Source organism: Streptomyces sp. PU-14G, assembly GCF_041028275.1.
Taxonomy (GTDB): domain Bacteria; phylum Actinomycetota; class Actinomycetes; order Streptomycetales; family Streptomycetaceae; genus Streptomyces.
The window spans coordinates 1-20442 of the sequence record NZ_JASKYT010000042.1 but is presented as its reverse complement, the minus strand read 5'-3'; the positions used below and the strand labels follow the sequence as shown (position 1 = coordinate 20442).

Genomic DNA, 20442 nt, shown 5'->3' with positions numbered 1-20442 from the left:
GTTGCGCGCCCGATATCCGTTGCCTTCTCAGCGGGGCATGGATCGAGCGAGCTCGGTTGTGTGCTCCGTCCAGAATTTTCGGGTTCCGCTGCCCAGAGCCAGGAGCTTCCCGGTGTTGCCACCTCTATCGAGAAGCACCCAGCAGACGCCGATGAACCCTTCCAGCAAAGCCGACAACGGTCCGTGATCAAACCCTTCGTGTTTTCTCGTCAGGGCTACCACAAAGTCGGGGAAGAGCGTGGGGTCCAATACGCACTCATCGTCCACGATGGGCGGGACCCCTGAGTCGATGTCCAATACGGATGACATGGCCCACGCCTGCTGGGTGAAGAGTTGTGCAACACGATTCGCAGGATTCCAGACATCCGTTTCGGCTATCGTGAAAAAGCAGCTCACCGTTCCCACCTGACCTTTACTTCCACGCCCGGGTTGGCCGCCTTCCAGGATTCTACAGCGGTTTCGACGGCGTTCTGGAAGGCGGGTGTTGCGCCAGGTGCTGTGAAGTGGAGCCCAAGGGGAGCATCTTCCCAGTCCTCAAGGTGCGACCTGGCGCGGAGATAGGAATCGAGTTTTTGTTGGGATCGTCGACAATGAGCTCTTTCCAACCTCCCGTCAGGCTGGAAAGAGCTCACTGCACAGGGATTAACGACTCAGGACACGCGATCCCGCGCTTCCGCCTCCGCTATAAAGCTATCCAGCCGCGACCTTGCTCCGACTAGCTTATGAATGCAGCTGTCCACGATGTCGCGCTGCTTGTGAAGCATTGCTGTTGCCTGGGATTCTTTTTGATGAGGCATTTTCTTGCAATGCTGCTTGATCTCGCCGATTTCCCGAGTCGAAAGACCCACAGACAAGAGCGCTTGAATCAAGTGCACTTGAGCGACATCCGCCGAATCATAGAGGCGATGCCCGCCAGGACCTCGACGCACCTCAAGCAGCCCTGTCTCGCCGTAGTAGCGCAAGGAGCGCACGCTGGCGCCCGTGAGCTCCGAGAGCCTTCCGATACGCACCCCGACCTCCATGTGGCCTACATCACATATTTCACGCTTGAATCTCACATCATGTGAGATTCTAGGCTATTTTACATGACTGCTAAAAAGCTGGAAGGCGCCGAACTCCACTCCAGAATTGTCGAGACGCGCTACGGGCGGGTAGCGCTCTTCGACACCGATCCGAACGGTCGAGCCTCAGCAGTTCCGCTCTTGTTCGTCCACGGAAACTCCGTCTCGCGGAAGATGTTTCGAGCGCAGCTCACAGACGACGCTATGCAGCGACGTATGCTGGCGGCGGACCTGCTTGGCCATGGCGACTCAGACGACGCATCCGAACCCTCCCTCGCCTATACCCACCAGGGATATGCGGACACCCTCATCGAGGTGCTGCATTCTCTAGGTGTCGAACGCGTCATTGTCGTTGGCTGGTCCCTCGGCGGATACGTTGGATATGAACTTGTGCACAAGTTTCCGGGGGCGGTGGCGCTCGTCACGACGGGAACGCCTCCGGTGAACGATCAGACCCTCCCCCAGGGATTCCTCGACAACCCCACGTTCGAATATATCGGCCAGGAGGTGTTGAGCCCCGAGCAGGCAACGGAAATGGCCGAGCAGTCTACAGTCATCCCTGCGTCAGCCACAGTTCGCGCAGACGTCAGCAGGGCGGACGGGCGTGCACGCAAGCGAATGTTCGAATCCGTATTGGCTGGCGATGGCGTAGACAAGAGGCAACTTGCACTTACGCCTCCAGTTCCGCTTGCGATGATTGACGGTGCCGACGATCCGTTCGTCAACCAGCAGTACGTGGATTCTTTGCCGTTCACCTCACTCTGGCGCTCGGCCGTGGTCCGTATTTCCGGTGCCCATCACGCCGCCTTTGCCGAGGAGCCCGCTCGCTTCAACGAGCTGGTGCGTGCGTTCTTGTCCGATCACGAGCTCTGAGTAGCGATTTCAGATCCAGAGGTGCGGTCGTAACCTCCGTCCGGCCATGGTCAGGGGGCTAGGGCCGTAATCTGCCCCATCGAAGGTTGGAACTTGATACCAGGAATCAAGTTCCGACCTTCTTGTTGATTCGAGTTGCCCGCGAACCTCCGCAATGATTCAGGCACGGCCAACGGCACAAGGATTTTCCGTCCTTCTTTGACACGTCCGCAGCGGCCTCAGAAGCACACAGAGCACTGAAACCCGGCGCAGTGATCATCATCTCGGCAGGCAACGGTATTCTGTGTACTCTTCGAGGTTGCGTTGTACCAGGACTGATCCCCCCGGAACCGACCTCGTCGATCTCTATCGCGGGATGGACACAGCCAGAGCTTGATCAAGTTCCATGACTGAGCCCTTTCGACCCTGATCAGGTGGCGAGTTCGAGGGCGACGACGGCCCGGACGACGGCGGTGATCCGGGTGGTGCTGCAACGGAGCTTCCGCAGAAGCCGCCAGCATTTGAGGGTGGCCATGGCGCGTTCGCCGAGACTGCGGATCTTGGCGTGGTCGCGGTTGTGACGACGACGCCAGCCGCGCAGATTCTTGCCCCGGAACGGCACGCGGACAGCAGGGCCCGTGCCCTGATACGCCTACTCAGCCCAGCACTCGATGTCGTCAGCGGCGAGAGCGGCGAGAATGCAGTCTGCGGTCACATCGTGCACGGCTCCGGGTAGCACGTCCGAGGCCCACATCAGACGGCCGGTTGGATCCGCGAGGACCTGCACGTTCATCCCGTGGTGCTTCTTCTTCAGCCAGTAGTACGGGCGGTCGGCGGTGATGCGGTCGTTCGGCAGCACGGTGCCGTCGAGGATCACGTACGCCTTCTTCCGCACCGTCCTCATGGCCTGTTCCAGCGTGGGCGCCCGAGCGGCCAGGAGGTCTACGGCCTCGGGTATGTACCGGTAGACCGCAGCGATCCCGATAGCAAACCCCACTGCAAGGCGGCCGTAGGTGTCGCCGCAGCGCAGGTGGGCCAGGACGAGCAGGGCCTGTCGGCCACAGGTCAGGCGACGCCACCGGGAGCCGATGCGACGGCGGTGGCCTGCGAGAAGGACGGATAGGTGCTGCAGAGTGCGGCTGGACAGATCGATGCCGGACGGGTAGAAAAACACGCGAAAGCTCCTGACAGACTGGTGATCTTGGTCGTGAACCCGTCTACCAGGGGCTTTCTTCATGTCCACTGCTGGGGTCGCCTGTCCAACCTTCCGTCAGGTTGGAAAAAGCTCACTCATCGCCCCTGTCGGGGAGCGCATCGCCGTTCCAGTCGATTGTCCACTGGTTCTCGTCGAATAGTTGCTGGAGTGCTGCGTGGTCCTCCACCCAAACGTCTTCGCCGTTGAGGGTGAAGTGGTAATCCTCGGCGGTCAAGACCAGGTAACTTGGTGGATCTTCTGGCCGAAGCTCCTTGACCTCCAGAAAATGCCCCTTGTTACGGCCTGAAACGATCCTTCCGATGATCCCGATCTCAATCATTGTGCTGTTTCCTCCGAGTTACGGGCCGGACCATCGCACATGGTTGTTAACAATTGGCTGCTTGTCGCCGGCGTGCTGGAACATCTCAAAATGCACGTGAGGGAAGTGTGGCCAGTGAGGTTTTCTCAGCGGAGATCATTTCCAGTGCACGTTGAGGACGAGTGCCGCGCGGGCTATGTCGCCGATTCTGCTGGGGCTGAGGGTGACGTGCTTGAGGGTTCGCCAGCGTTCCTTCAGTTCCGCTGCGGTCCGCTCGCCGCGCGCCCTCACGTGTCTGATCAGCGCATTCGTGGCGCGGGTTCCTCGGTCCAAGGCGGTCTCGGAGCGACCTTTGGGGCGGCGGACGGGCACGTGAATGCCGATGCCGGCGCCGATGTAGCCCTTGTCGGCGAGCGTGGGAAGCCCGTCGGCGGCGGCCTTGTACAGCGCGGGCAGCACGTGGATACGGGCCGCGGTGATGTCCGGGGTGGAGCCGGGCTCGACATCGGAGACCCACAGCGGGGCGCCGTCCGGCGCGGCCAGGAACTGAACGTTGCCGCCGAAGCTCTTGTGCTTCTGGGAGAACCACAGGTCGTTGCCATTCTCCCGGACCCCGGCCAGCCGATCTCAGGCGATCAGTGTGCCGTCCAGCACCACGTGTGTCATCCCCTCGGCGAGGCAGATGTCCAACACCTCGCGCAGGTCAGGAGCTTGGGCGGCAAGCACGCCGATGCCCTCATGGAGGTAACGGTAGCCAGTGGCCTGCGGGATCCCGGCGTCCCGGGCCAGGCAGTGCACGCAGCCGTGTTCTCGGAACCAGCGCAGCACCAGTACCGCCTGGCGGAACGGGCCCAGGGCGGGCACCAGTACCGCCTGGCGGAACGGGCCCAGGGCGCGAGAGCCCCTCGGCGTGCCGATCCTGCGCCGGTGGGCGGCCAGCAGCCGGGCGAGGAATTCGACGACGTGGCGTGGGACGTCGAGCGCGGCAGCATAGGTGACCAACGTGAAGCCCCTGGTTCGGGCGGACATGATCTTGGCACACCAGTCCTACCAAGGCATCACGCCTGCCCGGCCTCGTGGCTCTTACCCACTGGCGGAGCCTCAGTGGGTAAGAGCCACGCTGGGCTCAGCCCCAGGACTTGCCGGCCGGTTCCTTGATGGTGCGGTTGATCCGGTTGAAGAAGTTGGTCAGCGCGATCTCCAGGTTGATCGCGCCGATCTGCTCCTCGGTGAAGTGGGCGTTGGCCTCTTCCCAGATCTCGTCGGTGACGCCCGGTGCACCGTCCTGCAGCCGGGTGGCGGCCTCGGCCAGCGCCAGTGCCGCGCGTTCCGCATCGGTGTAGAACGGCGCCTCGCGCCACGCTGCGACGTTGTGCAGCCGCTCGTCGGTGTCACCGGTCTTCTTCCCTCCGACGACACTGGCGTAGACGCACGCCGAGCAGCTGTTGATCTGGCTGGCGCGCAGGTGGACCAGCGCGAGCAGCTTCGGGTCGACACCGCCGGCGGCGATCGCCTTCTGGAGGTGCTGGATCGCGGTCCACACATCGGGGTTGTTCGTGTTCTTGTTCTTGAGCCGGTTTTCCATGGGGGAGTGCTCTCCTTCATCGGGTTACGTTGCGGCGCCTGTGTGCGTCATCCCTATGACGGAGCAGCTTCCACGGAGGTAACACCATGGCCGGCACCCATCCCACGGACCCGATCGCCGAAGCCTTCGAGTCCTAGCGTGACCGGCTGCGCGCCGTCGCCTACCGCATGCTCGGATCACATGCCGATGCGGAAGACGTGGTCCAAGAGGCGTGGCTGCGTCTGTCCCGCCAGGACGCCGACACCATCGATAACCTCGGCGGCTGGCTGACCACCGTGGTCGGCCGCATCAGCCTCGATGTCCTGCGGTCAGGCCGAACGCGCCCGGAAGTCTCCTTCGACGACCAGCTACCCGAATTCACCGTGACACTCGACGACGCTCCCGCTCCGGAAGACCTCGCGACAATCGGGGACTCCGTCGGCCTCGCGCTCCTCACGGTCCTCGACTCGCTGCGCCCGGACGAACGACTGGCGTTCGTGCTGCACGACATGTTCGCCGTGCCCCACGGGGAGATCGGCACTATTCTCGGCAAATCCGCCGACGCGACCAAAATGCTCGCCAGCCGCGCCCGCAGGAAAGTACAGACAGCCCAGCAGCCGGCAAGCGCCGGACGACAACGACGCGAGGTGGCGCACGCCTTCCTGGCCGCGGCCCGCGAGGGCCGCTTCGATCAGTTGCTACAGGTTCTCCATCCCGAAGTGAAGTTCACCGTCCACACCCCGAACGGTACGTTCGTCACGCTCGGAGCCACCGAAGTCGCCACCCGCGCGCGAGTGGCTGGCAGCGCCGCACGAGGACATGCGGCAAGCATCAACGGACGCCCCGGCGTCATCTCCTGGAGCGAGGATGGCACCCCGCTTTCCCTCCTCGTCTTCACCGTCGCCGACAGCCACATAACCGAGATCACCGCCGTGGTCGACCCGGCCAAGCTCGCGCTCATGGACCTGCCGGACCCGGTGTGACTCCCTACCGGCGAAGGCCGCGCAGACTCGAAGTGGGCCACGCCTGGTCCACAGAGACGTTGAACTTAGCCTCTGAGAAAACCTCACTCGCTTAGAAGTGAGGCGTGAGTATGGCGGCATACCTGCACTGCCCACTCGACCTGCGATCGGCCCGAAGCGCGAAGAGCGCGGTGATCCCACTCATCCTCGACCTCTTACGGGAGAGACGGATTGAAAATGTCGTAGATGTCATGGGTGTCAAAGCTCAATCGCGCGGTAGGTCAGAGCTTTGTCGACTACCTCTTCAGCCGTCAACTTAGGATAGTGGTAGTAGATCAGGTTGGTTACGTACGGGTGCAAGATGCTGGTCTGGAGATCCTCGACAAGGCGATCTTCCTCCCCTTCTGGAAGGTCTGCATCGATGAGTCGTTGCACCATGCGGATCAGATCTTCTCGTGACTTTCTCGGAGTTGTCGACAAAACCGTTCTCTTACCTTATCGCCTTACTGGATCCGGCCCTTTCTGAAAGTATTGACGAGATCCGTCAGTTCCGTCGATCGAAGCCTGGGGGTCCATGGCTGAGCGGTGTGAGAAGGGGGTCTCGTACGAGGATAAAGAGACGGCTTTCCACCGCAGGCTGGGACAGCGCGCTCGTGTGCCACGAGTCACCGATCGCTGTCGTTACCCATGAACGAAACGACCGCCTCAATGAATTCTTGTGGCGGTAGATAGTTGTGTTCAGTGACGTAGTGGAGCACCAGATTCGGGGCGATCAACAGCCTGCGCCCCTGCGAGGCGACTCTGATCTCTCCGTTTCCAAGGGGAAAATTTTTCGAGTCCAGGCGAACAGTCACAGGGTATTCGAAGTTCTCCCGCGTGTGTCCCAGGCGGCAGGCTTGGTAGCCCCTCATGCGATTGCAGGAGTGGTTTACGCACAGCTCCTGCAAGCCCTCGCGAAATGTGTCGGAAGTTTCTCCCTTCGTGAATTCTATCTCTGGTCCTAGCCATCCGATGTTGAAGGCTTTGCATCCTTCCGGGACGGTATTTGCTGCCGTGTACTCGGTCAGGTCTCGTTGCGTCGGCATGTCCCTCTACTTTTTTCTTAATCCAATAGCAGTGGGTCCACCACTTCGCGGCAGGCGGCCCAGTGAACCCTACCCATGTGTGGCTGAAGTATATCCGAGAGGCGCGTATTGTCCGTTACGGTGACGTTTCTTGGGGTTCCCAGAATGTTCAGTCCGTCGGGCGGAGAGAGTATGTAGTCCTCGACCTTGCTGCCTGGTTTGTATACCACTTCCGGTGTGGGATTTCCGGTTTCAATCAAATTCCCCAGCTCATCGGAGATGCTCTGGCCGTGTCTGGAGTACATGGCGATCTCGGTCCCGTACGGAACCACCGTGACGGATGGGTCCCCCTTGAGAATTGCGCCATGCCCGCTGAGTACGAGTTCATTGTCTGGTCGACCGAGATCTCTTACGTCCTGTGCGATCCCGTCTCCGTCGACCGAAAAGCCCGGAGCCCCGCCCTTCGGGCACAGGCCCAGCGGGTCAATGGCTCTCGTCGGGTTGTGCACGTACCCGAGTGGATTCGGCGCAGGTCCGAGGCCCAGTGGGTCAGGGGACAGATAACGCGCTGTCTCGGGGTCGTAGTGGCGGAAATAGTTGTAGTGGAGGGCGGTTTCGGGGTCGAAGTATTGGCCGGGGAAGCGGAGGGGGGTGTAGGCGGTGGCGTCGGTGTTCCAGGTGGTGGTGCCCCAGAGGGTCTGGTGGGTGCGCCAGGCCGTTTCGCCGGAGTCGGTGACCAGGGCTGTGGGGGTGCCGATGAGGTCGGTGACGATGGCGAAGAAGCGGGTGTCGATCTCCCGTTGGGACAGCGGGTCCGTGATCCGTTCGGTCTGGGAGACCGGGTGGAGTCCCTGGTGGTTCCAGGTGAGGGTGACCGGGTGGGGGGTGGSSCCCGTGGTGGTCTGTTCGACGAGGGTGGGGCCGTCCCAGGTGAAGTCCACCCGTTCCGTGGGGGACTGCTTGGTCACGCGGCGGCCCAGTGGGTCGTAGGTGTAGTGCCACTGGGTGCCGTCCGGGGTGGTGACCCGGGTCAGGCGGTCCTCCGCGTCCCAGGTGTAGTGCCAGGTGTCGGGCCGGCGGGAGAGGTTCTTCTTGTGGCGGAGCACGATGCGGCCCGCCGCGTCGTGCTCGTAATGCAGGCGGCCCGCCGTGCGGATGCGGGTGCCGGTGTAGGTGCGGGGGCCTTGGGCCCCGGGAGCGGCGTGGGCTTGGGGCCAGGTGGCCGCGGTCTGGTTGCCCGCCTCGTCGTAGGCGTAGGTTTCCTGCCAGTCGCGGGCGGTCACGCGGGTGACCCGCCCGCCCGCGTCGAGGGTGAAGTGGCTGGTGCCGTCGCGGGAGTCGTCGACGGCTGTCAGGTGGCCGTCGGGGCGGTAGGTGTAGGAGCGGTTCCAGAGGGTGTCCGCCGCGGGGCCGGTCAGGGACTGTTCCGTCAGCCGGCCGGCCGGGTCCCAGGACCAGGCCAGGGAGGCGCGCCCGTTGATGTCCCGGCGCTGCTCGCGGCCCGCCTCGTCGTACGTCGAGGCCAGCGTGTGGCCGTCCACCGTGAGTGTCGTGCGGTGGCCTGCCGCGTCGTACGTGTAGCGGGTGACCGAGCCCGTGGGGGTCGTGCGCCGCAGTGGTCGGCCCGCGGCGTCGTAGGTGTACGTGAGGGCCTGCCCGCCCACGACTTCCGTCTTCATCCGCCCTGCCCGGTCGTACTGGCGCAGCAGTTCGGTGTCCGGGTTGCGGGCGTGGGTGAGGCGGCCCGCCGAGTCGTAGGCGTAGGTCGTGACGGTGCCCGCCGCGTCCTTGGCCGTCAGGCGGCCGAGGGCGTCGCGTTCGTAGGTGATGAGGTCGCCCAGCGGGGTGCTGCGGCTTGTCAGTTGGCCCGCCGGGTCGAGCGTGTAGCGCCGAGTGCGGCCGTCGAAGTCGGTCTCGGCGACCAGGCGGTCGGCGCCGTCGTAGTCGTAGGTCCAGGTCAGGCCCTGGGGGTTGGTCACCTGGCGCAGCCGCAGGCGGGTGTCGTGGGTGAAGGTGTAGCGGACGCCGTCGGGGCCTGTGCGGGCCGCGAGCAGGTCGAAGTGGGTGTACTCGTAGACCGTCTCGCCGCCCGCGGCGTCGAGGTGCCGGGTGCAGTTGCCCTCGCCGTCCCATTCCCAGCGTTCGGTGGCGCCGTCGGGTGCGGTGCGGCGGGACAGGCGGCCCTCGACGGTCCATGCCAGGTGTGTCGTGTCGCCGAGGGGGCCTACGACGGCTGTCGGGCGGCCGAAGGCGTCGCGGCGGTAGGTCGTCAGGGCGCCGCGCGGGTCGGTGATCTCGACCGGCAGGCCTGCCGCGTCGCAGCGGATCCGGGTGGTCTGCCCCGACGCGTTGGTCACGGAGGTCGGCCGGCCGAAGGCGTCGTAGGTGTAGCGGGTCGTCGCGCCTGTCGGGTCGGTGGTGGCGGTGCGGTTTCCGCGCGCGTCGTACGCGTGCCGCCACACCGCACCGTCCGGCTCGGTCACCTCGACGGGGAGCCCGAGGGCGTTGTGTGAGAGCGTGAGCGCGCTGCCGTCGGGGCGGACGGCGCGGACGACGCGGCCCGCGTCGTCCCGCTCCAGCCGGGTCGTGTGGCCGAGGGGGTCGGTCTGTGACAGCACGCGGTGGTGCGCGTCGCGTTCGACGCGGGTGGTGGCGCCGGTCGGGTCGGTGACGGCGACGACCTGGTTGCGGGGGTTCACCAGGTAGTACGTGCGGTGGCCGAGGGAGTTGGTCACCTTCGTCACGCGGTGGCCGGTCGCCGGGTCCGGCGGGCTGTGGTCGAAGGCCGCGTGCATGTGGCCTTCGACGCCGGACTGCCACACGCAGCGGTCCTGTGCGTCGTAGACGTACTCGTAGTGCGAGTCGTTGGTGTCCGTCCAGGAGACGATGCGGGCGGCCTCGTCGTAACCGAAGCGCAGGGCGTCACCGGTCGAGCCGGTGACGTCGGTGAGGTTGCCGCGCGGGTCGTAGCCGAAGCGGACGATCTCCTGGTCGCCCCCGTCTGGCGCCGCGCCGCGCAGGTGCAGCGCGGTCACCCGGCGCCACCTCGTGTCCGTCTCGACGCGCAGGTGGTAGCCGCCGGAGTGGACGAGGGCGAGCGGAGTGCCCTCCTCGTCGTACTCGAACGTGATGCGGTTGCCGTTGCGGTCCGACATCTCCGCGAGCAGGGCGACGCCCGCCCGGTCGGCCAGGTCGGCCGGGGGCGCGAAGAAGCGGGTCAGCCCGGTGTCGGGGTCGTGCAGGGCGAAGTCGCCGTCAGGGCGCAGCTCCAGTGGCCACTGCGGTCCCTTGGCCGGAAGCACCGGATCGCCGTCGGGTTCCGGGCGCGGATAGGCCACCAGGAGGCTGTTCTCTCCGTGCAGGACCACGCCCTGTTCGTCGGCCTCCAGCCGCTGGTCGACGGTGCTGGACCAAGTGGGCCCGAACCAGCGGCCTGCGCGATACGACGACTCGAAGTGGCGGCGGAAGGCCAGCGGCAGCACCCCGGGGAGCATCAGGTCGGTCTGCGGCAGCAGCATCCGTCCTGTGGCGAAGTCGACCGGGTCCTCGCCGCAGGGCCGGTCGCCGTCCGGGCGGCTGGCGTTGTCCGGCTCGTGCTCCAGCGACTCACGCCCCGGGTGGTCGGGCTCGTGGCCCGGCTTCGGTGGGTGTGCCGGCTTGGGCGGGTGTGCCGGCATGGGCGGGTGCGCGGGCTGGGGCGGGTGCGCTGGTTCGGGCACGCGGCTGAGGCGGGACGCCTTCGCGGCCGTACTCGCGGCCCTGCCGCCACCCCCTGTGAGGGCGTCGAGCGCCGCGCCTCCGAAGAACTCCTCCGGGTCGTCCAGGAAGCTGCGGTACGCCTGCTTCAGGGCGCTGTCCGGGTGCGCCGCGAGGTTCTTCATCCCGGCGGACGTGCTGTTGAGGTTGGTGGCGTAGTCGTCCGGGTTGAGGAGGTTGTGGCCGTTGATCGGACTCATGCCCTTGGTGAAGTTGAGCATGTCGGTGCCCGCACCGAGGAATCCGCCCGCCCGGTGCTCCATGGCCAGCAGCCCTCCCTTGAAACCGCTGCGTGCCTGGTTGAGGTAGGAGGGCTTGGGCGGGGCGGCGTCACGGGCGGCGCGCATCAGCGTGTTGGCGGCCCGCGCCGCCTCGTCCCGCTGCCGGCGCGCTTCCCTCAGCTTCTCGCGCGCCTCGTCCTTCTTCGCCTCGCCGGGGTCCTTGGTGGGGGGTTTGTCCGGCAGGGATCCGGGGACGCGGTCCTTCTTCGGCGTGTCCTTGTACGCCTTGAGGGCGTCTTCGTAGAACGAGACCTTCGCGGTGTGCGCCGAGGAGGCGGCCTTGCCCTCGTTGTACAGCTTGATGGCGCGCCTGGCCTCGCCCTGGGCCCAGCGCACGGTTTTGGCGAAGTCGTTCAGTGCGTCCTTGGCCTTCTCGCAGGCGTCGGCTGCCGTGAACCACCTGGCGGGCTGCACCTCGACCGTGCTGCGGAAGGCGTCGGCGGCCTTTCCCCGCAGGTGGTCGGAGTCCAGGCCGCGCAGACCTCGGCCGACCCGGTCGAACGCCGTGTGGAAGTCGCGCAGATGGTCGGCCGTGGACTCCAGCGTGGAGGGCGAGCCGTGGACGAGCTTGTTCGCCTCCTCGGTCTCGCCCAGCTCCCGTTCGTGGACGTCCCCGCCGGTCTGGTTGGTGACGGCGTCGCCCGCGTCCCGTACGAAACGGGCGCCCGGCTTCCAGCCCCACTTGTCCAGCTGGTCGGCCAGCAGGTCGGACCCCGAGCCGACCGCCTCGCCGCCCGCCTCGACGACGCTCTCGACCTTGTTCTTGACCGGGTCGGGTACGAAGTCGTTGTAGGCGTCCTTCCCCGCGTCGGTGGCCGCGTTGACCAGGTCCCCGATGCCCATCAGCCGGTCTCACCGCCTGCGCCCGGCTTGCCGCCCGCGCCCTGCTCGCCGCCTGCGCCCGGCTCGCCGTCCACCTGGCCGGTGGACATGTCCCAGAACCCGGCCTTGTCGAGTCCGTCCTCCGACGCGTAGGGATTGCCCATCGGGTTCACCGCGTTCACGGCGCCCTTGATCTTCACCGAGCGGTAGCGGTCCTCCTCCCAGGTCATCCCGGCGGCCAGGCCCAGCCCCTCGGCGATGGCGTCGGCGTCGGACATGAGGCCGCGCACGCCCCACTCCCACTGTTCGCAGAAGCCCTCGAACGACTCGGAGAGCGCGTCGTCGCCGACCTCCATCTTGGTCAGCTTCATCTCCTCGAACCCGCTGCCCTGCGCGGCGTCCACATCGGTACCCACCTCGCGCAGCTCGTCCAGCGCGCCCCTGATGCCCTTGGTCAGTTGGGTGACCGTCTCCTCGGGGACCTGTAGATCGCCCTGGTAGGCGAGCCACGCCTGCAGCTTCTCTCCCGGCGTGGGCGGACTGCCGCTGTCGCTCATGTTCTGGTCCTCCCCCTGGTCCACCAGCCGACTCTTCGCCTCTCCGGTCGAACACCGTACCTGTGAGCGACCATTCGGTCGCAAGGGGTACAGGAGGTCGCGGGGACTTCTGGGTTGACGCGACGCACCAGCCCCCTCTCGCGGGTGATCAGCGATGACGGCTGACGCATATCCGCCGATCCGCTGATCCCCTGCGACGCGAACGAGCCGCGAGCTCAGCCGCTCGTCACCGACCGTCTCAAGGGGCCGCGGATCTGTGGCACCGAATGACGCGGTCGGCTGAGCCGCGCAAGTATGTGACTCTCCGTTGGGATCCGTGGATGGAGACCGGTGGTTCCTGCCCCTGTGCACGCGCAGAATGTTCGCCGGGTTATAGGGCGCCGCTCGTATAGTGATGCGCATGGAATCTCAGTGCCCGATAAGCGTGGACCCCAGTGGGCGACACATTCAGGACGAGGCGGAACGAATCGCGGCTGCGGGACGCCTTGTCCCTGTCGAGCTTCCCGGCGGGGTCACTGTTTCGGCCGTGGCCGAACACGCCCTCGCTCAGCGGCTGTTGCGGGCCGACAGTGAGATCACCACCAATGCGCGAGAACACTGGGCGGCCTGGGTCAACGGAGAAATTCCCGCCGACTGGCCTTTGCAGGGATGGGTCAGCACAAAGAACGCCTTTTCGATGGACGGCGAGGAGCACCGGCGCCAGCGGGCGCTTTTCGGACCTGCACTTGCGCCCCGCAAGGTGGCTAACATGGGCTCGTCGATCTCGAAAGTCATAGCCGAACGGCTCGATATCCTGGCTTCCAAAGAAGAGGAAGCACCCGGACAGTCCATCGATCTACGTGAAGAGTATTTCGCACCCATTCAAGCGATGGTGATAGGTCGTTTTGTGGGTACGGATGGCGATAAGTTCCGTGCTGCAGTTACGGGAATGTTCGACTCCAAAGACGCGGCACGCGTACAGGCAGCGGCAGCCGAGTTGACCGCGCACGTGCACGAACTAGTGCAGGAGAAGCGTGATGCTCCTGCCGAAGACCTCACCTCGGACTTGCTCCGGGCATGGGACCCGGATTCGGGAACTCGTCTGTCCGACGAAGAGGTGCAGTCGATCATCCTGATGATCACCGCTGCGGGGTACGAGACGACCGTGGGCACCCTGACCCGGGCTACAGCCAACATCTGCTCCCACCCACACCAGCGTGCGCTCGTGCAGGGCGGAACGGCGACCTGGCACGACGTCGTCGAGGAAACCCTGCGCCTGCAGCCGGCCCTGGCCCTGCGCATCATGCGCGCGGTGAGACCCGGGAAGAGCCTCCACGACGAAGAAACCGGCGTGTCCGTCTGCCCGGGCGCTCCGGTGGCCCTCCACTATGGGGCGATAGGGCTGGACCAGGACGTGCATGGCGAAGACGCGGCAGAGTTCGACATTCAGCGTCCCACTCGCGGCAAGCATCTGAGTTTCGGGTACGGACCGCACGTATGCCCCGGCCGTTCCCTGGCCCTCCTCGTGGCCACGACAGCGCTTGAGGCGCTCTTCGAGCGCTACCGCGACCTCCAACTGGCCGTTCCGCCGCAGGGTCTGCCGGGTCCCGGGACCTGCATGTCGAATGGACACGCGTCTTTGCCGGTCTTCCTGACCCCCGCGCCCTCGTGAGCGCGCCGCTCTCCGCAACCTCTCCCAGGGGGAGGCAAGTTACGCGGTGAGCTGGCGGTTAGGCTGCGTGTCGGCGCCTGACTGGCCGCGGTCGGGCCCGGGACGTGCCACGCCCATCGGAGGATCCTGTGTCTGCACAGCCGCCCACCCACCCACAGGCCGTTGACCCCATCGGGCCGGACGGACTGCGACGTCTGTACGGCCCCGCCTGGGAGTCGGCTCCGATGCGCGTCTGCGAGCTGCTTCGAGAAGAGCACGGGTCGGTTGCTCCTGCGCTGCTGCCGGGAGACCTTCCCGCGTGGTTTGTTCTTGGGCACCGGGAGAACTGCGAGGTCGCACGGACGCCCTCGATCTTTTCGAGGGACCCCCGTAACTGGAGGGCCATGAAAGAGGGCTTGGTGCCCGATGGCCACCCTCTTGCCCCGGTGACCAAATGGCAGCCTTTGTTGGTTTTCCTGGACGGCCCGGAGCACAAGCGTCTGCGAGACGCCGTTACCGACAGCCTGGCACGGTTTGAGGCCCGGGGAATCCGTCGCCATGTGATGCGGCACGCGCACGACGCCATCGACGCGATGGTGCGAAGTCGCCGGTACGCACAGCCCGACCGGACGGACTCGCGCCAGTCGGGCGAGCCCTCTGCCGCGTTGGCGGACCTGGTGGAACAGTACGCGAACCCGGTGCCCTTGAAGGTCATTACGTCTCTCTTCGGAATGGAAGAGGACTACGAGTCGCTCGTGACGGACGCACGAACGATGATCTCCGGCGGCCCGACGGCCGCGGAGGCTGGTGCGCGAGTAACCCACACGCTCCACGCGGTGGTCCAGCGGAAGCGTCGGCACCCGGGCGGCGATCTGCCCTCGGTCCTGCTCGGGCACGGGCTGAACGACGAAGAAGTGCGCGAGACGCTACGTCTGGTGATGAGTGCGGCATACGAGCCGACAGCCCAGCTCATCTGCGACTCCCTCGCCGCGTTCCTCGGAGACGCCAAGGCGCGCGGGCAGTTGAGCGGTGGGCACATCACCCTGCCTGAGGCGATGGACGACGTCCTGTGGAACCAGCCCCCGATGATGACGAACATCGGCCGCTGGGCGACGGGCGACACCGAGCTCGGCGGCCGGAAGATCAGGGAGGGGGACATGCTTCTGCTCGGCCTCGCCGCCGGCAACAACGACCCGGCCGCCCGTGCGTCCGGACAGTCGGTGCGCGGAAACCGCGCGCATCTGGCGTTCTCCACCGGATCGCACGAGTGCCCGGGGGCGGTCACCGGCCGCGGGATCGCCGAGACCGCGATCGATGTGCTGATGGAACGGTTGCCCGGCGCGCGGTTGACCATGGCTCCCGAGGCGCTGCCTCGGAAGGCGTCGCTGATGATCAACCAGATCAGAGAGATGCCGGTCACCTGGGACAAGGCGGGCGCGGAGCAGATCCTGGACCGACGCGAGCAGCAGAAGTACGCGCCTCACGTACCCAAGGGCCGGGAGCGTGTCCACGTGCCCGCACCGAACACGGCGGCCCGGACGGTGCCTGTAGTGCCGATCAGTTAGGCGGCCCGGCCGCGACCCGCTGCCGGACGGCCTGGCAGCGGTCCAGCCGTGCTCACCGACTTCGCCCCGAGCCCCGAGCCCCGCGCCTCGTCGGCGAGTACGCGCTGGACGGCGCCTCCCCGCGGGCGCGGGGGAGCGTACGGGCCCGCCGCCCGGGGGCTCATCCCGCCATGAGCCAGGGCACCATGACCCGGCCGGTACGGGCCCGTGCCCGCGGGACCCATCCTCGTTCCGGCTGACGCCGAAGAGACGCTCGGTGCCTCTCCTGGCTCGTCGCTGCCCAGGTAACGCCTCCGAGGGGCCGGCTCCCGCCGGACCAGAACCGGGCGTCCCCGCGTGAGCAGTCGTGCTCGGTGACCGTGACGGCCCCATTCCGTTTCGGCCTCGGCTCGTGGTGTGATCATCCTGCGATCTTCACGAGTGGCGAGCAAACGGATGACTGGGAGGCTGTTGTGGGGTGGGCGACGCAGGTGCCGTGTGCACCGGGTAAGTGGCCGGTACTGGGACATGCCGTACCGCTCATGCGCAACCCCCTCGCGTTCGTGCGGTCCCTCTCACGCACAGGGCCGCTGGTGCGCGTCGACCTCGGCGGCCTCAACGTCGTCTTCGTGACCGACATGGGCCTCACTCATGAGGTCTTCACCCGCCACGCGCGGCACCTGACCAAGGGTCGGCTGTTCGACAACATGGAGCCTCTGGTCGGCTGCGGACTGGCCACCGCAGACCGGGAGACCCATCGCGAGCACCGGCGGATCATCCAGCCCCTCTTCACGGAAGAGCACCTGTCCCGCTACGCCGAGGCCATGACACGGCAGGCCACCGCGCTCGCGGACTCTCTGAACGAGGGCGAGCAGTTGACGGTGGAGCGGGTGATGAGCGATTACTCCATCAACACCCTCACCGCCACCATGTTCGCCGCCGACCTGGACCCGAAGGCCGTTGCGACAGTCCGGGAGGGGGTGCGCGTCATCCTCGACACCATGCTGCAACGCGCCGTGATGCCCCCGTGGGCCGACCGGCTGCCGGTCCCGCCCAACCGCCGATTCCTCGCCGCGAGCAGGCGCATGCGTGAAGTGATCGAGAGCGTGATCGCTGCCACGCCGCGTACCGACCTTGCCCACCGCTCCGACCTCGTCGCCACGTTGCTGGCGGCCCGAGACCGCGAGACAGGAAAGCGCCTGACCGACGCCGAGGTCCGCGACGAACTGGCCACCATGCTGTTCGCCGGCACGGAGACCACCGCCTCCACACTCTCGTGGGCGCTGCACGAGCTGGCCACTCACCCCGAGGCGGAGCAGCGAGCCCTCGACGAACTGGAAGAGGTCCTCGGCGGGCCCCGGCCGGTCACCTACGAGGACACGAAACGCATGCCGTACCTGCGCAGTGTGCTGGAGGAGACGCTGCGGCTGCACGGGGTGACGCTGCTCATGCGACGGACGGTGGAGCCGATCCGCCTGGGGAGAGTAGACATTCCTTCCGGTACCGAGATCGCGCTCAGCCTCTACGCCCTGCACCGCGAAACCGAGTTGTTCGGTCCGACGGCCGCCGAGTTCGACCCGGACCGCGCACGCACTCACACCACCTACATCCCCTTCGGGGCCGGCAACCGCAAATGTATCGGCAACGACTTCTCCTGGACCGAAGCCCTCATCACCCTGGCGACACTCCTTCCCCGCTGGCAGTTGCGCCCCGCCGCCGACTACGCACCGCGCGAGGCGCTCGCCGCGATGGCGAGCCCCACGGGCGTCCGCATGACGGTAAGCCCCCGGAAAAGGAGCCGGTGAGGCCTGCAAGTCAGCTCCGTACTGCGGCAACGGCCTTTCGCGGCTGCCTGGGTGCCGTGTGACGTTGCGGTGCCTGGGCACCGTACGGCGATCGCCATCCGGCTGCGGCCAGGCCGGCCGCGGTGGTGCCCGCGGTCGAGGGAGCACGGGGCGTCGCGGCAGCTGTCGCGCTGGAGGACGATGACGCGGTCCTCGTCCTGAGCGCCCGATCCCCACGCGCTCCAGCGACTGGCACCGGCATGCCACCCGTCGCCGACGCGGCCGGCAGTGCGCAACAGCACGCGCGGCGCCCGACCGCCCGACGTTGCCTTCTCGCTCTCTGGCCGCCCCACTGGCTCGCTCTTTGGCCGCCCCGCCGGCTCGCTCTCTGGCCGCCCCACCGGCTCGCTCTCTGGCCGTCCCGTCGGCGACCCCGGGCAACCGCCGACGTCGCCACGCCTGGAAAGCGGCGACACAATTGGTTCAGACCTATTGCCCCTGCCCGGGTCGGGCTCGTAGCCTCACGGCTCACGTGCAGGTTGTGCAGTGCGAAACAGTCGTTGCGTATCGTGCAATACCAGTGCTGGGGGTCTCGCCGTGAAAGCCGTCAGGAGCGACAAGCGCGCAAGGCGCGTCAGGCACGTCGAACGCAAAAGGGGCGCAGGAGCGGCCCGAAGCCGCACGGAACTCAAGAGCCTCACCGGCCTCGCCCGTGCCAGGGGCTCTCTCGGCATGAGGGCCGCAGGGGCCTCCCTGCCGGCCTCCCTGTTGGCGGTGGCGCTGGCCGCGGGGCTCGCGGGGTGCGCACCCTCCACCTCTTCCGGCAGCGGTGGACAGGACGCCAAGAGCGGCACCGTACGCGTGTGGCTCTTCCGCGAAGTCGGCAACGAGCCGAAGGAGAAGGTCGTCGACAAGGTCGTCGGCCGGTTCGAGAAGCAGCACGACGGCGTCGAGGTCGACGTCCAGTACATCCCCATCGACAGCCGGGCCGAGAAGATCAAGGGGGCGTTCAACGACCCCGACTCCGCTCCCGACGTCATCGAGTACGGCAACACCGACACCGCCGGCTACGTGGCCGACGGAGGACTGGCCGACCTCAGCGACGAGTTCGGCTCCTGGGACGCCGCCCGCGATCTCGACCCCACCGCCAAGAAGTCCGTCACCGTCGAGGGCAAGCAGTACGGGCTGCCTCTCTTCGTCGGTGTCCGGGCCCTCTACTACCGCACCGACGTGTTCGACGAACTGGGCCTGGAGCCGCCCAGGACGCTGGACGAGCTCACCGCCGCGGCGAAGAAGATCCGCGCCGCGCACAGCGACATGTACGGCATCGCCGTCGGCGGCGCCTACACCTACGGGGCGATGCCGTTCATCTGGGCACACGGCGGCGAGCTGGCGCGGGAGAAGGGCGGCTCGTTCACCTCCGCGCTCGAGACCGCGCCCGCCAAGAAGGGCATCAAGGCCTACACCTCCCTGTTCGGCGACGACAACTGCCCCGCGGGCAAGTGCGCCAAGATGGGCGGCAACGAGACGGTCGAGGCCTTCGCGGGCGGCAAGGCGGGCATGGCCATCGGCGGCGACTTCAACCGGCAGGCCATGGAGAACGGCAAGGTCCAAGGCAAGTACGGGGTCGTCCCGCTGCCGGGCGTCGAGAAGGGCGACATCGCCCCCGCGTTCGCGGGCGGCAACAACATCGGCGTCCTCAAGAGCACCGACCACCGCACCCTCGCGGTGCAACTGGCCAAGCAACTGGCGGGCAAGCGCACCCAGGAGCAGCTCTTCGAGGCGATGGGCTTCCTGCCGACCTTCAGCGACACCCGCCAGAAGGTCGCCGAGCGGGAGCCGTTCGTGAAGCCGTTCGTGCGCACGCTCGACGCCGGGACCGAGTTCGTGCCCGCGAGCCCCGCCTGGGGCAGGATCGACTCCTCGCTGATCCTGCCGGAGATGTTCCAGCGGATCGTCAGCGGCAAGGACGACGTGGACGGCGCCGCCGCCGGGGCCGCGGCGAAGATGGACGAGGCGTTCGCTCAGTGAGCGTCGCCACCGGCAGGGCGACGACGTCCAGGACCCGCCGCCTGCTGGGTCCCCCCGGGGCGGACAAGCCCAGGCCCGCCCGGCCGGCCCGCTCGGGGGGCCCGCCTCGCGGTGCCCGGAGCGGCGGCTGGACGCCCTGGCTCTACCTCGCGCCCGCCCTGGTCGTCCTGGCGGGCCTGCTGGTCTACCCCGTCTACCAACTCGGGCTCATCTCGTTCCTCGACTACACCCAGGCGCAGGTCAGCGGTGGGGAGCCCACGAGTTTCCGCGGATTCGGCAACTACACCGAACTCCTGAGCGACCCCCAGTTCTGGAACGTCCTGCTGGCGACCGTCGTCTTCGCCGCCGCCTGCGTACTGGGTACCATGACCGCGGGGTGCGCGCTCGCGGTCCTGTTGACGCGCGTGCGGGCGCTGCCACGGCTGCTGCTGATGCTCGCCGCACTCGGCGCCTGGGCCACCCCCGCCATCACCGGGTCCACCGTGTGGGTGTTCCTCTTCGACCCGGACTTCGGCCCCGTCAACCGCGTACTGGGACTCGGCGACTTCGCCTGGACGTACGGACGCTTCAGCGCGTTCGCCCTCGTCTTCTTCGAGGTCGTCTGGTGCTCGTTCCCCCTGGTGATGGTGACGACCTACGCCGGAATCCGCGCCGTTCCCACCGAGGTGGTCGAAGCCGCCACGCTCGACGGAGCGAGCGTGTGGCGCACCTGGCGCAGCGTGCTGGCGCCGCTGCTGCGGCCCATCCTGATCGTGGTGACCATCCAGTCGGTCATCTGGGACTTCAAGGTGTTCACCCAGATCTACGTGATGACCGGCGGTGGCGGCATCGCCAAACAGAACCTCGTCCTGAACGTCTACGCCTACCAGAAGGCCTTCGCCTCCTCCCAGTACAGCCTCGGCTCCGCGATCGGCGTCGTCATGCTGCTGATCCTGCTGTCGGTCACGCTGCTCTACCTGAAACTGCTCCGCAGAAACGGGGAGGAGATATGAGCGCCCCCGCCCATGCCCCCGCCGACGC

Annotated in this window: 14 protein-coding genes and 2 pseudogenes; 7 read left to right on the top strand and 9 right to left on the bottom strand. The window is 66.7% G+C overall.

Annotation, left to right across the window (positions count from 1 at the left end):
* Positions 1–27: 27 nt before the first annotated feature.
* The gene (locus AB8Z75_RS07915; protein ID WP_369200678.1) at positions 28–396 is read right to left on the bottom strand and encodes a DUF6086 family protein; all 369 of its coding nucleotides are present in this window, start codon (positions 394–396) and stop codon (positions 28–30) included.
* A gap of 254 nt (positions 397–650) precedes the next feature.
* On the bottom strand, positions 651–1022 hold the full coding sequence (locus AB8Z75_RS07910) for a MerR family transcriptional regulator (RefSeq protein WP_369200677.1): 372 nt from the start codon (positions 1020–1022) through the stop codon (positions 651–653).
* Between the two features lie 63 nt (positions 1023–1085).
* Here AB8Z75_RS07910 and AB8Z75_RS07905 point away from each other — a divergent pair, with 63 nt between their 5' ends.
* A complete protein-coding gene (locus tag AB8Z75_RS07905; protein WP_369200676.1) occupies positions 1086–1934 on the top strand; it encodes an alpha/beta fold hydrolase in 849 nt (282 codons plus the stop codon).
* A 409-nt stretch (positions 1935–2343) separates the two neighbouring features.
* On the opposite strand, the pseudogene AB8Z75_RS07900 reads toward AB8Z75_RS07905, so the two are convergent.
* The 4 genes and pseudogenes from AB8Z75_RS07900 to AB8Z75_RS07885 form a co-directional block, all read right to left on the bottom strand.
* Positions 2344–3087: pseudogene (locus AB8Z75_RS07900) on the bottom strand (transposase family protein).
* A 112-nt stretch (positions 3088–3199) separates the two neighbouring features.
* Complete coding sequence (locus AB8Z75_RS07895; protein ID WP_369200675.1) at positions 3200–3448, bottom strand: hypothetical protein; 249 nt, start codon at positions 3446–3448, stop codon at positions 3200–3202.
* 135 nt (positions 3449–3583) lie between these two features.
* Positions 3584–4429, bottom strand: a pseudogene (locus AB8Z75_RS07890) (transposase family protein).
* Positions 4430–4553: 124 nt separating this feature from the next.
* Positions 4554–5012, bottom strand: a complete 459-nt coding sequence (locus AB8Z75_RS07885) for a carboxymuconolactone decarboxylase family protein (RefSeq protein WP_369200674.1) — start codon at positions 5010–5012, stop codon at positions 4554–4556.
* Positions 5013–5158: 146 nt separating this feature from the next.
* On the opposite strand from AB8Z75_RS07885, the gene AB8Z75_RS07880 reads away from it, so the two are divergent.
* Positions 5159–5974, top strand: a complete 816-nt coding sequence (locus AB8Z75_RS07880; protein WP_369200691.1) for a sigma-70 family RNA polymerase sigma factor — start codon at positions 5159–5161, stop codon at positions 5972–5974.
* A 644-nt stretch (positions 5975–6618) separates the two neighbouring features.
* On the opposite strand, the gene AB8Z75_RS07875 is transcribed toward AB8Z75_RS07880, so the two are convergent.
* From AB8Z75_RS07875 to AB8Z75_RS07865, 3 genes are read right to left on the bottom strand one after another with little or no spacing between them, the layout of a single operon-like run.
* Positions 6619–7038, bottom strand: coding sequence for a hypothetical protein (locus AB8Z75_RS07875; RefSeq protein ID WP_369200673.1), 420 nt, complete (start codon positions 7036–7038; stop codon positions 6619–6621).
* Between the two features lie 17 nt (positions 7039–7055).
* Positions 7056–11897 carry a putative T7SS-secreted protein gene (locus tag AB8Z75_RS07870; protein ID WP_369200672.1) on the bottom strand — a complete coding sequence of 1614 codons (4842 nt, stop codon included), beginning with the start codon at positions 11895–11897 and terminating at the stop codon, positions 7056–7058.
* Positions 11897–12457 carry a hypothetical protein gene (locus AB8Z75_RS07865; protein ID WP_369200671.1) on the bottom strand — a complete coding sequence of 187 codons (561 nt, stop codon included), beginning with the start codon at positions 12455–12457 and terminating at the stop codon, positions 11897–11899. The genes AB8Z75_RS07870 and AB8Z75_RS07865 overlap by 1 nt, the downstream gene beginning before the upstream one ends.
* 502 nt (positions 12458–12959) lie before the next feature.
* On the opposite strand from AB8Z75_RS07865, the gene AB8Z75_RS07860 reads away from it, so the two are divergent.
* From AB8Z75_RS07860 to AB8Z75_RS07840, 5 genes are all read left to right on the top strand, one after another.
* Positions 12960–14084 (top strand): cytochrome P450, encoded by a 1125-nt coding sequence (locus tag AB8Z75_RS07860; protein ID WP_369200670.1) that lies wholly within the window; start codon positions 12960–12962, stop codon positions 14082–14084.
* Between the two features lie 383 nt (positions 14085–14467).
* Complete coding sequence (locus AB8Z75_RS07855; protein ID WP_369200669.1) at positions 14468–15628, top strand: cytochrome P450; 1161 nt, start codon at positions 14468–14470, stop codon at positions 15626–15628.
* A 452-nt stretch (positions 15629–16080) separates the two neighbouring features.
* Positions 16081–17412, top strand: coding sequence for a cytochrome P450 (locus AB8Z75_RS07850; protein ID WP_369200668.1), 1332 nt, complete (start codon positions 16081–16083; stop codon positions 17410–17412).
* A 711-nt stretch (positions 17413–18123) separates the two neighbouring features.
* On the top strand, positions 18124–19422 hold the full coding sequence (locus AB8Z75_RS07845; protein ID WP_369200667.1) for an extracellular solute-binding protein: 1299 nt from the start codon (positions 18124–18126) through the stop codon (positions 19420–19422).
* A gap of 44 nt (positions 19423–19466) precedes the next feature.
* Positions 19467–20414, top strand: a complete 948-nt coding sequence (locus AB8Z75_RS07840) for a carbohydrate ABC transporter permease (RefSeq protein WP_369200690.1) — start codon at positions 19467–19469, stop codon at positions 20412–20414.
* Positions 20415–20442 lie beyond the last annotated feature (28 nt).